The sequence below is a fragment of the Ochrobactrum sp. Marseille-Q0166 genome (genome assembly GCF_014397025.1).
Lineage (GTDB): Bacteria > Pseudomonadota > Alphaproteobacteria > Rhizobiales > Rhizobiaceae > Brucella.
Genome location: NZ_JACJUO010000002.1, coordinates 1,444,802 through 1,457,784 on the forward strand (window position 1 = coordinate 1,444,802; position 12,983 = coordinate 1,457,784).

Sequence of the window (12,983 nt, forward strand, 5' to 3'; positions counted from 1 at the left end):
TACCTATGGCTGGACTATTGTCCAAAACGGGCCAAAGCCCGAAAGCCTGAGAAGATATGGCGCGCAGATCAACCCGCGCGACCGAGCGTCTCGAGCAATGCCGATTTACTGATAGCTCCGAGATACCGATTGTTCCGATCAGTTACAGGTACCGGCCAAGGGCTTTCGGCAACACGCATCAGAAGCCCTGATAGCGGCGCATCGGCCTGTATCGCAGCCGCACCGTCCAACTGATCGTTCTCGGCCTTAAAGTTTCCGCTGGCGAGCGCATCGCGGGTTACAACACCGCGATAAATGCGATCTCCGTCAATTAAAACACCGTAAGATTTTCCGCTCGCATCTAGTCGTTCGAGCGCCGACGACAATTGGGCTGGATCGAAAACAATCAACTCATCTTCACGCGCAACATCCGCTGCCTTGAAGACCCTTGAAACATCAACATTGCGGAAGAACGAGCGCACGTAGTCATTAGCCGGTGCAGAAACGATTTCGTTGGGCGTTCCGACCTGCACGACCTTGCCGTGCTGCATGATGCAGATCCGATCACCGATGCGCATGGCTTCATCAATGTCATGACTGACGAAGATGATCGTGCGGCTGTGCTCCGCCTGAAGACGTTTCAACTCATCCTGCATTTCGGTACGGATAAGCGGATCAAGCGCAGAGAACGCCTCATCCATCAACAGAATTGTCGGTTCGCTCGCAAGTGCTCTTGCAAGACCAACACGCTGCTTCATACCACCGGAAAGTTGGTCGGGCATCGAATTGGCATAGGGTTCAAGCCCTACAGCCGCGAGTGCGTTAAGCGCCTTCTCATGGCGTTCAGCCTCACCCATTCCGGCCACCTCAAGACCGAACGCAGCGTTATTCAATACCGTGCGATTAGGGAGGAGAGCAAAGGACTGAAAAACCATGCTCATATCGCGGCGGCGAAGATCGATCAGCTCACATTTCGACATTTTAACGATGTCTCGGCCATCGACCTCTATCGACCCTGTCGTTGGCTCTATCAGACGATTGAGTAGACGCAGAAGTGTCGATTTACCTGAACCGGAGAGGCCCATAATAACGAATACTTCGCCTTCTTTAATATCGAAGGTGGCATCGTCTACGCCGATCGTAGCACCATGATCGCTATGAATCTGGGCCTTTGATTTACCTGCTCGCAACTCCTGCATCGCAAGTTTCGGATCGTCGCCGAAGACTTTAAAAACGCTATTCAAGCTTATCTTTGTCTTAGCAGGCGACTTCATACTTTCTTCCTTGTATAAAATACCATGCATTATGTTTAACCCCGCTGTGCTGGCGGGTTTAATCTCCTTTTTAACATCATTATTTCTTCATTCATGCGCGAATTTGACATGCGCAACTTGCAGGCTTCGAGTGGCCCGCAGAGAATGATTAGCGATTGGTGTGATGTATTTATATAGGCCATTTCCCGACATGTCCACCCACAGTGACGGATTCATCTTGGCGCAACCCGTTCCCATGATTGTTTTTGATGGGTTGCGCGACGAAATATGCAGGCTGATAGAGAGGTCCAATTACGAGGACTAATCAACCAGCCTGACATTGATAGTAATCCGGGGGAAGGCCTGCCTACGAGCGGGCTGCGACAAATATGCAATTAGCTGCGACATGAGGCAATTTAGTATTCGTAGAATATAATTTCGCTTAAGCGCAGTAAATTTGTATGATTATACTTATGCCTTATCCGGCGGCATTTGTCAGAAAAAATGGGCATGGATCAAGCAATCCGCGCCCAAAATTCGAAGTGAATGAATCGCCATGAATTAGCGATTAACCATATATCCAATGAAGCCGATGATACGCCAGCGATCTCCATGGCGACGACAAAAATAAAGCGTTTGCCAATTTAACCTGTCGTGGGTTCCGTCTACTTTAGCGATTGTTCCGTCAAATTTTTTACGCGCAACAGCGACATCTCCATTGATATCAATAGCGTCGAGTCGGGTGGCACGAAAAATGCCATCCGCTAGAGATTCGGCATATGGCGTGGCGGCACTTGTCGCCGCCTGACGCAACCATTCATCACGATAGGCGACAAGCGTCGGGAATGCCGCGTCCCATTTATCGGGATCTGTTTCACCATGAGCGTGAATGCCCAGAAAGCGCGCTTCATCAAAATCACTGGCAACCAGAGACCAGTTCTCCGTGACAAAAGCTTCAATATCGCGGTGCACAAGCATGTCCCAAATCTGCGCGCGATCCTTGTCGCCAGCAAATGGATTGGCGGCTTCTTTCACATTCTCCTCCTGATTACTTTAGTTTTCCGCGCGCGGCGACCGGCAGAATATCAATGACATCGTCACCCGAGATAAGATGCACTTCGTCGAAAAGATTGGAAACGACACAGACGTGATCGGGGATGACCCGCACTTTATCGCCAACTTTCAAACCCGTCAGATCACCCTTGAGTGTACCATGTTCTTCACTGAGGCTCGTAACGCGGGCTTCAGGCTTTCCGGCCAACTCGCCAAAATCCGCCAGCCCGAGTGTATCGCTTGAAAGCGACTTGGAGCCGGCATCGATAATTGCGCGATCAGCTGTTGGATGGCTGACAATTGTGGACAACACGGTGAACGCACAATCATCCAAAGTCCCGGCACCTTTGGCCACCTGAAACCGGTCGAAATAGATATATGTGCCGGGCCGATATTCAGTAATGACGCTTTGTGTTGGCGAACGCCACATGTCAGGCGTGCCACCGCTTGATATGGTCTCGCACTGAATGCCATTTTCAGCGAGCAGATTGCGTGCTGTCAAAAGCCATTGTTCAGTCTGGTCAGCTTTAGCCGTTGCTGGATAGGTCATCAAGCCGCCGAATTTCAGTCCCTTGCTCTGCACGATCTGACGCGCAAGTTCCAGCGCCTCTTCAGGTGTTTGCACGCCACAGCGCCCCATGCCCGTATCACACTCGACCAGCACCTTGAGCGGGCGCCCTTCATTGGTAAAACGCTTCGCCAGTCCCTCGAGGCTAGTTGCGTTATCGACGGTTACCGAGATCGTGATGCGCTGGTGAAGAGCATAAAGCCGGTCGAGCTTTTGCCTGCCTAAAATATTATAAGGCAGGAAAATATCGACAATGCCAGCATCGGCCATAACTTCAGCTTCACCGAGCTTCTGGCACGTAATGCCAATGGCACCGGCTTCCAGCTGCCGGCGTGCAAAATAGGGCAATTTATGGGTTTTGATATGCGGACGAAGGCTTACGCCAATCGCATCAGCATGCGCCTGCGCCTTAGCAATATTGGCCTGAACACGATTTACATCAATCAGGATTGCAGGCGTATCAATTTCATGGACGGTTGTAGGCCTTGTCATTCATCAGTCTCCCATCAGTCACCCAAGGGCAAACGCGGATCGTCAATCTTGAGTGTGTTTAAACTGTGCTTGATGCGCCTTAGGCTCTCAAGCACTTTTGGTCCATGAATTTCAGCAGCAGCCGTCGCAATCATGTCAAGAATTGCCATAAGTGCAAAGCGCGACGATGTCGGCTTATAGAGATTACCGTCCTCGTTGGACTGAAACGCAATGACCGTATCTGCGGCTTTTGCGACATCAGAATCCGGTGCCGTGATTGCTATCGTTTCCGCTCCATACTGGCGTGCAACCAGTATCGCTTCAACGACTGAACGCGCATAGCCTGACACCGAAAATGCAATAACCGTTGTTTCCCGCGTTGCGACAGCCGCATACATGCGCTGCAATTGCCCATCAACCTGCGCCACAACCGGAATACCGAGACGGAAAAGCCGGTTCTGCAATTCCGTGGCCATCATCGACGAAATGCCACCCGAGCCGATACAAAGCACTGATCCTGAATGAACAATACGTTCGGCTACCGCCATGACAATCGACATATCCAGCATATCGCTGGCACGTTGAATTGCAGCAATTGCCGCATCAGTAACCGCTGATGCAATACGCGCTTCGCGAATGTCGCGAGCAGGCACTTCGGCAGTCAGATACTGACCACCAATCGCCAGAGCTTGCGCAAGAAAAAACTTGAAATCGCGGACACCATCGCAACCCAGAGCACGACAGAACCGCGTCACAGTCGGCTCACTCACATCGGCCCGGGATGCTATTTCCGAAATAGCGGCCTTGGATGCATAGGCTGGATCAGACAAAACCAATGCGGCTAGGCGGCGGTCTGACTTTGATCCGTCCTGTGCTGCGGCATGAAGCTTTGTGATGATGTCTGCGACCTTGCTCATACATTATTGAAGCGGCAAACCGCTTTCCTTATCAAAGAGATGAATATGCTCGGGCCTAGCCGTTACAAGGACTCGCTCTCCGGGCGCAAGATCAATACGCTCTCGGAAAACAGCGCGTACAGCTTCGCCAGAAATTTTCCCGTAAACATGGGTCTCTGGTCCCGTTGGCTCGACAACTTCAATAGCCAGTGTTAGCCCCTCGCCCTCTTTCGCGATCATAAAATTTTCCGGTCGCACGCCCAGCTCAACACTCCGCCCCAAGGCAGATTGACGGGGGATACCCATCTCTTCGCCTGAAGTGCTGCGGAATTTCCCATTCTCAATCAACGTGCCTGGAATAAAGCTCATGGATGGAGAACCGATAAAACCGGCAACGAATTTATTGGCAGGCCGGTCATAGAGCTCAAGGGGCGCACCAATCTGCTGAATTTTACCCTGGTTCATCACAACAATACGATCTGCCATAGTCATGGCTTCGATCTGATCATGCGTGACATAAATCACGGTTGATTTCAGGCGCTGGTGTAAAGCTTTGATTTCGGTGCGCATCTGAACACGCAACTGCGCATCGAGGTTGGAAAGCGGCTCGTCAAATAGAAAAACCGACGGCTCACGGACAATTGCACGTCCCATGGCAACACGCTGTCGCTGACCGCCAGAAAGCTGACGAGGATAGCGGTCAAGATAAGAGTGCAGATTGAGAATTGATGCGGCCTTATCAATCTTGTCAGCTGTAGTAGAACTATCTTCACCGCGAATACGCGGCCCAAAACCAATGTTTTCGCGCGCCGTCATATGTGGAAACAACGCATAAGACTGAAACACCATCGCAATATTACGTTTTTGCGGCGGAAGATCATTGGCACGCTGATCGCCAATGATCAGATCACCACCGGAAATCGGCTCAAGCCCAGCCACCATCCGCAGAAGCGTGGATTTGCCACAGCCGGACGGGCCGACGAGCACGAGAAACTCACCATCCTCAATATCGAGATCAACTCGATCCAGAACATTCATCTGTCCGAACGATTTGGTAATGCCACGCAGGGAAACATTTTTCATCACTCAGTTCCCATCTAAAATATCATCGATAAAGGGGCGACAACCGGCCATAAGTCCAGCATCAACAGGTAATACTGTTCCAGTAATGCCAGACGCTCTGTCAGATGCGAGAAAGGCTACCGCTTCGGCCACCTCATTCACTTTGACAATCCGCCCCAGTGGATAAAGACGGCTGAGCTTTTCAAAAACAGTGGGATCTTTTGCGATGCGATGATCCCATGCCGCCGTATGAATCGAGCCAGGGCACACCACATTGGCACGTAAACCGTTTTGGCCATATTCGACTGCAAGCGCTCTTGCGAAAGCATTAATTCCGGCTTTTGCAGCGGCATAGGCGGGATTACCGAAATGAGCGAGTGCATTGACAGACGACACGAAGACAAACGCACCTGAGCCACGAACGGCCATTTTCCCGGCAATTGCGGACGAAATCGTGCCTACGCCTGTCAGATTGAGATCAATTTCCCGATTAATCGCTGACTGATCAAGACCATCGAATGATTCAGCGCGTGTCCACCCGGCATTGTTGATGACAATATCCGGCACACCATCCCGCCCCACAATATCGGCGACCGTGCGGTCAAGTGAATCGCGATTCAGCAAGTCAAAAACATGGCGGCTGGATATCGACGTATCGAGCAAAGCATCTGAATGACGGTCGCAACCTATGACACGTGCTCCACGTGATGCGAACATGTGAACCAAGGCAGTGCCAAGACCACCACCTGCACCGGTAATCAACACGGATTTTCCGGCAAACTCGCCTGAATTATCCACTCTGTTCCCCTTTGTGTAGCACTTTGCGCGCCTGATTATTTTGATAAGCCTAGAAGTGAAAATGTAAGTTTGCAACAAAACATTTTACTTGAAAGCGTAAAATTTGCCGATAATGTAGGAAAATAACAAAAATTAGCATGTCTTGCATAATGCATGGGCAAAAAAGGGAACGGAAACATGACCATAGGAAAATGGAAGGCTGGCCTGCTGGCCGGATTAAGTATTTTGGCACTTGGCTCGACGGCACTTGCTGGCGAAGTGCGTATGACAGTCGCGGAATACAGCTCCAAAACCGGCCCGTACTTTGAAGAGGTGAAGAAAGCTTTCGAGGCAGAAAATCCGGGCATCACTCTTACGTTCGAGGTCGTGCCGTGGGACGTGCTTCTTCAAAAACTGACAACCGATATCTCGGCCGGAACGAATGCTGATCTTTCAATCATCGGCACCCGGTGGCTGATCGATTTTGTGCAGCAAGGCATCGCGGAGCCGATGGACGGCTATATGGATGATGCTTTCAAGGATCGTTTCATTGAAACCTTCCTGTCGCCTTCCGTTTTGGAAGGCAAGACATACGGTCTGCCGATCGCAGCATCTGCACGTGCAATGTATTACAACAAGGATCTGCTTGAAAAAGCTGGCGTTGCCAATCCACCTGCAAATTGGCATGAGGTCAAAGCGGCCGCTGAAAAAATTAAAGCGTTAGGTGGCGAGAACTATGGTTTTGGCCTGCAAGGCAAAGAAATCGAAACGGACGTTTATTACTACTATGCAATGTGGTCGCAGGGAGCCGAAATCCTCAATAAGGATGGCACATCGGGTTTAAGTTCGCCGGGCGCACTGGAAGCTGCGAAGCTTTACAAGTCGATGATTGATGGTGGTCTTACCCAGCCGGGCGTGACATCCTATGCACGCGAAGATGTGCAGAACCTGTTTAAACAGGGCAAATTGGGCATGATGATCACTGCGCCGTTCTTATCCAACCAGATCAAGGAGGAAGCGCCAAACCTCAAATATGGTGTGGCTGCCATTCCAGCTGGTCCAACTGGCGCTCGCGGCACTTATGGTGTGACGGATTCTGTAATCATGTTCCAGAACTCCAAGAACAAGGAAGAGGCCTGGAAGGTTCTGGACTTCCTGTTCCAGAAAGACTGGCGCGCAAAGTTCACGCAAGGCGAAGGGTTTCTTCCTGTAAACAAGGAAGAAGCGAAGATGGATTATTACGTCAATAATGCCGATCTCGCAGCTTTCACAGCGCTTCTTCCTGATGCACGCTTTGCACCGATCATTCCGGGCTGGGAAGAAATTGCCGATATCACGTCCAATGCGATGCAGAACATATATCTCGGTCAAGGCGAGCCGGAAGCTGTTCTGAAGGACGCAGCTGCAAAGGCAGACGCAATCCTGAAGAAGTAATCCCATCAACCCGGCAGCAGGCAAAGTCGTAAACTTTTTGCACTGTTCTGCTGCCGGGACCCTTTTCTTCCGTGGAATTTTTGGCCGATGCAAAATCGCACCCTGCCCTATTTTCTGATATTGCCGAGCCTGATGCTGGCTGCGGTGGTGATTTTCTGGCCGGTTGTCAATCTCTTTGAGATTGCCACGCATGATGTGAACCGTTTCGGGCAGTTGCGCGATTTCAACGGTGGCGATAATTTCGCGGCCCTTTTTGCCTCACCGGACTTCATCAATGCTTTATGGCGTACGGCCTTATGGACAATTGCAGTTGTTGGTGGGGCATTACTGGTTTCAATTCCGGTCGCGATTATTCTGAACATGGACTTTTACGGTCGTTCCGTTGCGCGTGTCATCGTTATGTTGCCATGGGCTGTATCGCTTACAATGACGGCAATCGTCTGGCGCTGGGCTTTGAATGGCGAAAGCGGAATGCTCAATTCAGCCCTGCGCAATCTGGGGCTGATCGACAGCAATATTCAATGGCTGGCAAGTGCCGCGACAGCCTTCCCGATGCAGATATTGGTCGGCATTCTGGTGACCGTCCCATTCACAACCACAATCTTTCTTGGTGGTCTTTCATCCATACCAGAGGATCTTTACGAAGCGTCATCGCTCGAAGGCGCCAACCCGTGGCAGCAATTTCGTGAAATAACCTTTCCGCTGCTCAAGCCCTTTGTGAATATCGCAATCGTCTTGAATACGATTTATGTTTTCAATTCATTCCCGATCATTTGGGTGATGACCCAGGGCGGACCGGCGAACTCCACCGATATTTTAGTGACGCATCTCTACAAGCTGGCCTTCCGCCTCGGAAAGCTTGGCGAAGCCTCTGCTGTTTCTCTCATCATGCTGGCGATCCTGCTGGTGTTTACCGCTATTTACATTCGTCTTGCCATGCGGAAGGAGCCGGCATGAACAAGTCCAAGCTCAAGCGTACAATCCTCGCATGGGTAACGCTTGCTCCGCTGATCGTGCTGACATTGTTTCCTTTTGCGGTCATGTTCCTGACCGCCGTTAAACCGCCTCAGGAAGTTTTGTCTCCGACCTGGTGGCCAAGTGAATTCCATTGGCAGAATTTCTCGGAAATGTGGGTGCGAACAGGCTTTGGCACCGCACTTCTGAATTCAATCTATGTTTCCGTGATCGCATCCATGGGCGCGATCATCTTCTCCATCCCGGCCGCCTATGCCATGTCGCGATTTCGCTTTGCGGGTAACGGCGCATTCAGGCAGTTCCTGCTTATTTCACAAATGATTTCGCCCATCGTTCTCGTACTAGGCTTGTTCAGATTGCTTGCAACTTATGGCCTGATTGAAAGTGTTACAGCAGTCGGTGCGGTCTATATGGCTTTCAACGTTGCTTTCACGGTGTGGATGCTGCAAAGCTATTTTGACACGATCCCGAAGGACCTTGAAGAAGCGTCATGGATGGAAGGTGCTGGCCGCTTCAAAACATTGGTCAAAGTTTTCCTGCCGCTTTGTTTGCCTGCAATCGCTGTCACAACGATTTTCACATTCATAAATGCATGGAATGAGTTTGTGGTCGCGCTCACCATGCTGCGCAGTCAGGCAAGCTACACTTTGCCTATTCAGGTCTTCTCACTGGTTGCGGGCCGCTACACGGTCGAATGGCATTACGTGATGGCCGCTACCCTCGTAGCTACTCTGCCCGTCGCAATACTGTTCGTCTGGTTGCAGCGCTATCTCATCAAAGGCTTGGCTTTGGGTGCTGTAAAATAAACGGAGTCTATCATGTCAAAGAAACAGGCTTTTGGTGCGTCACACGTGCCGCTTTCCCCTGCTGTGCGCGCTGGCGACACGATCTATATTTCTGGTCAGGTACCGATGGGTGCTGATGGCCGGATCATTGAAGGCAACATCGAAGCACAGACCAGACAGGTTCTTGAAAATATCAAAGCGGCCTTGGCCCTCGCTGGTGCAAACATGGAAGATGTCGTCAAAACGACGATCTGGCTTGAAGATGCACGCGATTTTGGGCGCATGAATGCGGTTTACGCGACTTACTTCCCGAAAGATCCCCCGGCGCGCACCACGGTTGAATCCCGTCTGATGATCGACATCAAGATCGAGATTGAAGCCATTGCCTACGCACCGCAAAAATAGCCCGGTCAAACCATATGCGTATTTTCACCGCGTCGCTTGCGACCGAAACCAACACTTTTTCACCTGTGCCAACCGACCGTGCGTCGTTTGAAATGGCTTTTTATGCTCCCCCCGGAAAACATCCGGACACGCCAACGCTTTGTTCATCGCCGATCATCGCTCTGCGCAAGCGGGCAGAAGCTGAAAGCTTAACTGTCATTGAAGGTACGGCCACATGGGCCGAACCTGGCGGTTTGCTTCAAAAGCAAGCTTTTGAAGATCTGCGCGATGAAATTCTGGATCAGCTCAAAGCGGCGATGCCTGTGGATGCGGTGGTGCTTGGTCTTCATGGCGCCATGGTCGCACAAGGCTATGATGACTGCGAAGGTGACTTGCTTGAACGCATCCGCACAATTGTTGGGCCGGATATTCTTGTTGCCAGCGAGTTTGATCCGCATAGCCATCTGACAAAAAAGCGGGTCGAAAACCTCAATATTTACGCTGCATTCCTCGAATTTCCGCACACGGATTTTTATGAGCGGGGCGAGCACGTCGTATCTCTGGCTCTGGATACACTCAAGGGCAAAATCAAACCTGTCATTTCGACATTTGATTGCCGGATGATCGGCGTTTTCCCGACGAGCAAGGAACCGATGCGGGGCTTTATTGATCGTATCAAAGACTTGCATGGCAAGGATGGTATTCTGTCCATTTCTGTTATTCACGGATTTATGGCAGCAGACGTCCCCGAAATGGGAACGCAAATACTCGTCGTCACCGACAATGATGCAGCCAAGGGGTATGCCTTGGCTGAGAAACTCGGTCGTGAACTCATCGCCATACGCGAGCAAACACTAATGAGCATGTATGGGATAGATGATGGTATTGATCGCGCGATCGCGGCCCGTGCTTTTCAACCGTCCAAGCCAGCGGTCATCGCAGATGTGTGGGACAATCCCGGCGGCGGTGTTGCGGGAGATGGCACCTATATTTTACGACGCTTGATCGAACGTGGCATTCAAAAAGCCGCTGTTGCAACGATCTGGGATAGTTTGGCAGTCACTTTCTGTCATGCAGCCGGTGAAGGGGCGGTTATCAATCTGCGTATTGGTGGAAAATCCGGTCCGCAGGCTGGCGAACCAATCGATGCACGCATCACTGTGATGAAAGTTTTGCAGGAAGGGTGGCAGAGTTTTGGCCTTAGCCGCGTCACACTCGGACCTTCGGCAGTCGTGCGCATCGTTGGGACTGAGATAGACATCATTCTCAACACCAATCGCACGCAGACATTCGAGCCGGACATCTTTTCAAATTGCGGCATAGACCCGATGCAGAAAGACATTCTGGTGGTTAAATCGACCAACCATTTTCATGCGGGTTTCGCGCCGATTGCCGCAGAAATAATCTATGTCGACGCGCCGAGTTCCTACCCGGTCAATCCGCGTGTAACCGACTACCAGAAAATGACCCGGCCAATCTGGCCGCGCGTAGAAAACCCATGGTGAAATGCAAAAGCGCGGGAATTCCCCGCGCTTTTTCTTAATCAATGTGCCAGAAACGTCGAGATAAACGGCACGTAAGTTACAAGCGCCAGCAGAATGAACAGCGCCAGATACATACTGAATGCCTGACGCGTGAAATCGGCCACTCTGACCTTGGCAATATTGCAGACCATCAGCATAACCGTGCCAACTGGCGGTGTCAGCGTCCCAATCGAAAGATTGACGATAACGACGATACCAAAATGCACCGGATCGATACCCAGAGCTTTCACTGTCGGCATTAACAGCGGTACCAATACGATCATCAATGCCGTGCCTTCAATCAATGCACCCAGCAGCAGCAGGATCACGTTAACAGCCAGTAGGAACGCATAAGGATTGCTGGTGAAGGAAGAAATCAGCTGCATCAGCGATTGCCCCGCCTGTTCCAGCGAAAATACCCATGCGAGCGCGGACGACGCCATGATCACGAGCATGACCGAAGCTGTCGACTTGGCTGTTTCAACCAGAGAATCCACCACATGTGAAACGCGCATTTCACGATAGATCACGAAACCGATGATCAAAACCAGCGTCACCGCAACCGCACCGGCTTCCGTCGGCGTGAAGATGTTCATGCGGATACCGCCCAGAATAGCGAACAGCAGGAACACCGCGGGCCAAGCAGATGCCAGCGTAGACATAACTTCCGAGCCGGACATTTTGTGCTGACGGCTTGGCTTATAGCCACGCTTTACCGATGTGATATAGGCCGCAATCATCAAAATAACTGCGCCGAGCAGACCGGTAATAACGCCTGCCATAAACATCTTGCCAATAGATACGTCAGCAATCAGGCCATAGATGATGAGAGCAATACCCGGAGGAATGATCGGCGTGATCAGAGAACCAGCTGCCGTGACCGCACAGGAAAATGCCTTGTCATAACCGCGACGAACCATTTCCGGCACCATCATACGGGTGAGCATGGCACTGTCTGCCAGATTGGAAGCGCTGACACCGCCCATCAGGGTGGAAACCATAATGTTGGTCAGTGCCATGCCACCGCGCATACGGCCAACCAGAATATCGGCAACCTTGATCAGACGCTCGGCGATACCGGTGTGGGCCATCACAGTGCCAAGCATGATGAAAAAGGGAATCGCCAGAAGCGAGGTATTTTGTGCCGGGCTGATGAATCGCTGTACGGCAATTGCAATCGGCATCTGGTTGAAGAAGATGAAATAGGTGAAGACCGCAATCAGAATGGCCACATAAAGCCGCATGTTGAGCGCGATAAAGGCCAGCATGATGAGAACAATAGTCGTAAGTGTCATGCATTGCCTCCCGCAAAGGCGGCGCGCAAGGTCTTGAAAGCGCCAGCGAACATGTAAAAGGCGATAATCACGAAGCCAACAGGCACGGCAATATCGATCCAAAAATAGGAAACGCGGAGCACATCAGTCACTTTGAACTGTGCTGCGACCGACAGCTTGTAACCGGCATAAGACACATACAGCAGAAACAGGCCGGAGAAGACTCCGATTATCGCATTGACGACGTCACGGACCTTGTCCGAGAACATGTCCACCAGCATCGGGATTGCGAGATGCTGGTTGCTCCGCTCAGCCGCTACGCTGCCAAGCATGACAATCCAGATCATCAACAGACCGGCCATTTCTTCGGTCCATTGCAGCGGCTGATGCATCCAGTAGCGCATGACAACAGCCGCATTGAACATTGCCAGCAGAACGAACAGCGGCGCTGCGGCCAGCCAGTCGATCAGTTTTTCAAAATATTTCATCGGAATAATTCCATGACGGAGCCATGCTGCAGCAAGGGTCACGGCCCGATCTGCAGCATGA

Annotated in this window: 13 protein-coding genes; 5 read left to right on the forward strand and 8 right to left on the reverse strand. The window is 51.3% G+C overall.

The window, feature by feature from the left end; translation table 11 throughout:
- Nucleotides 1-68: 68 nt before the first annotated feature.
- The 6 genes from proV to H5024_RS18015 form a co-directional block, all read right to left on the reverse strand.
- The gene (gene proV / locus H5024_RS17990; RefSeq protein WP_187548481.1) at nucleotides 69-1,253 is read right to left on the reverse strand and encodes a glycine betaine/L-proline ABC transporter ATP-binding protein ProV; all 1,185 of its coding nucleotides are present in this window, start codon (nucleotides 1,251-1,253) and stop codon (nucleotides 69-71) included.
- Between the two features lie 540 nt (nucleotides 1,254-1,793).
- On the reverse strand, nucleotides 1,794-2,267 hold the full coding sequence (locus H5024_RS17995) for a hypothetical protein (protein WP_187548482.1): 474 nt from the start codon (nucleotides 2,265-2,267) through the stop codon (nucleotides 1,794-1,796).
- A 13-nt stretch (nucleotides 2,268-2,280) separates the two neighbouring features.
- Entirely contained in the window at nucleotides 2,281-3,345 is a 1,065-nt protein-coding gene (locus H5024_RS18000) for a D-TA family PLP-dependent enzyme (RefSeq protein ID WP_187548483.1), read from the reverse strand.
- Between the two features lie 14 nt (nucleotides 3,346-3,359).
- The gene (locus H5024_RS18005) at nucleotides 3,360-4,241 is read right to left on the reverse strand and encodes a MurR/RpiR family transcriptional regulator (protein ID WP_187548484.1); all 882 of its coding nucleotides are present in this window, start codon (nucleotides 4,239-4,241) and stop codon (nucleotides 3,360-3,362) included.
- Between the two features lie 3 nt (nucleotides 4,242-4,244).
- Complete coding sequence (gene ugpC / locus H5024_RS18010) at nucleotides 4,245-5,303, reverse strand: sn-glycerol-3-phosphate ABC transporter ATP-binding protein UgpC (protein WP_187548485.1); 1,059 nt, start codon at nucleotides 5,301-5,303, stop codon at nucleotides 4,245-4,247.
- Nucleotides 5,304-5,306: 3 nt separating this feature from the next.
- Nucleotides 5,307-6,080: an SDR family oxidoreductase gene (locus tag H5024_RS18015; RefSeq protein ID WP_187548486.1), complete on the reverse strand. Its 774-nt coding sequence runs from the start codon at nucleotides 6,078-6,080 to the stop codon at nucleotides 5,307-5,309.
- Between the two features lie 177 nt (nucleotides 6,081-6,257).
- On the opposite strand from H5024_RS18015, the gene H5024_RS18020 reads away from it, so the two are divergent.
- The 5 genes from H5024_RS18020 (at nucleotide 6,258) to H5024_RS18040 (ending at nucleotide 11,142) form a co-directional block, all read left to right on the forward strand.
- A complete protein-coding gene (locus H5024_RS18020) occupies nucleotides 6,258-7,493 on the forward strand; it encodes a sugar ABC transporter substrate-binding protein (protein ID WP_187548487.1) in 1,236 nt (411 codons plus the stop codon).
- Nucleotides 7,494-7,580: 87 nt separating this feature from the next.
- The gene (locus H5024_RS18025; RefSeq protein ID WP_187548488.1) at nucleotides 7,581-8,450 is read left to right on the forward strand and encodes a sugar ABC transporter permease; all 870 of its coding nucleotides are present in this window, start codon (nucleotides 7,581-7,583) and stop codon (nucleotides 8,448-8,450) included.
- Nucleotides 8,447-9,274, forward strand: a complete 828-nt coding sequence (locus H5024_RS18030; RefSeq protein ID WP_187548489.1) for a carbohydrate ABC transporter permease — start codon at nucleotides 8,447-8,449, stop codon at nucleotides 9,272-9,274. Before H5024_RS18025 ends, H5024_RS18030 begins: the two co-directional genes overlap by 4 nt.
- A 12-nt stretch (nucleotides 9,275-9,286) precedes the next feature.
- Nucleotides 9,287-9,658 carry a RidA family protein gene (locus H5024_RS18035; protein WP_187548490.1) on the forward strand — a complete coding sequence of 124 codons (372 nt, stop codon included), beginning with the start codon at nucleotides 9,287-9,289 and terminating at the stop codon, nucleotides 9,656-9,658.
- A gap of 14 nt (nucleotides 9,659-9,672) precedes the next feature.
- A complete protein-coding gene (locus H5024_RS18040; RefSeq protein WP_187548491.1) occupies nucleotides 9,673-11,142 on the forward strand; it encodes a M81 family metallopeptidase in 1,470 nt (489 codons plus the stop codon).
- A 38-nt stretch (nucleotides 11,143-11,180) separates the two neighbouring features.
- Here the strand turns inward: H5024_RS18040 and H5024_RS18045 are convergent, their stop codons facing one another.
- Nucleotides 11,181-12,455 carry a TRAP transporter large permease gene (locus tag H5024_RS18045; RefSeq protein ID WP_187548492.1) on the reverse strand — a complete coding sequence of 425 codons (1,275 nt, stop codon included), beginning with the start codon at nucleotides 12,453-12,455 and terminating at the stop codon, nucleotides 11,181-11,183.
- The gene (locus H5024_RS18050; RefSeq protein ID WP_187548493.1) at nucleotides 12,452-12,922 is read right to left on the reverse strand and encodes a TRAP transporter small permease; all 471 of its coding nucleotides are present in this window, start codon (nucleotides 12,920-12,922) and stop codon (nucleotides 12,452-12,454) included. Before H5024_RS18050 ends, H5024_RS18045 begins: the two co-directional genes overlap by 4 nt.
- Between the last annotated feature and the right edge of the window lie 61 nt (nucleotides 12,923-12,983).

Coding starts and splice junctions, on each gene's coding strand:
- H5024_RS18005 (WP_187548484.1), bottom strand. CDS start 4,241: ATGAGCAAGGTCGCAGACATCATCACAAAGCTTCATGCCGCAGCACAG.
- H5024_RS18030 (WP_187548489.1), top strand. CDS start 8,447: ATGAACAAGTCCAAGCTCAAGCGTACAATCCTCGCATGGGTAACGCTT.
- H5024_RS18045 (WP_187548492.1), bottom strand. CDS start 12,455: ATGACACTTACGACTATTGTTCTCATCATGCTGGCCTTTATCGCGCTC.
- H5024_RS18050 (WP_187548493.1), bottom strand. CDS start 12,922: ATGAAATATTTTGAAAAACTGATCGACTGGCTGGCCGCAGCGCCGCTG.
- H5024_RS18000 (WP_187548483.1), bottom strand. CDS start 3,345: ATGACAAGGCCTACAACCGTCCATGAAATTGATACGCCTGCAATCCTG.
- H5024_RS18035 (WP_187548490.1), top strand. CDS start 9,287: ATGTCAAAGAAACAGGCTTTTGGTGCGTCACACGTGCCGCTTTCCCCT.
- H5024_RS18040 (WP_187548491.1), top strand. CDS start 9,673: ATGCGTATTTTCACCGCGTCGCTTGCGACCGAAACCAACACTTTTTCA.
- proV (WP_187548481.1), bottom strand. CDS start 1,253: ATGAAGTCGCCTGCTAAGACAAAGATAAGCTTGAATAGCGTTTTTAAA.
- H5024_RS18025 (WP_187548488.1), top strand. CDS start 7,581: ATGCAAAATCGCACCCTGCCCTATTTTCTGATATTGCCGAGCCTGATG.
- ugpC (WP_187548485.1), bottom strand. CDS start 5,303: ATGAAAAATGTTTCCCTGCGTGGCATTACCAAATCGTTCGGACAGATG.
- H5024_RS18020 (WP_187548487.1), top strand. CDS start 6,258: ATGACCATAGGAAAATGGAAGGCTGGCCTGCTGGCCGGATTAAGTATT.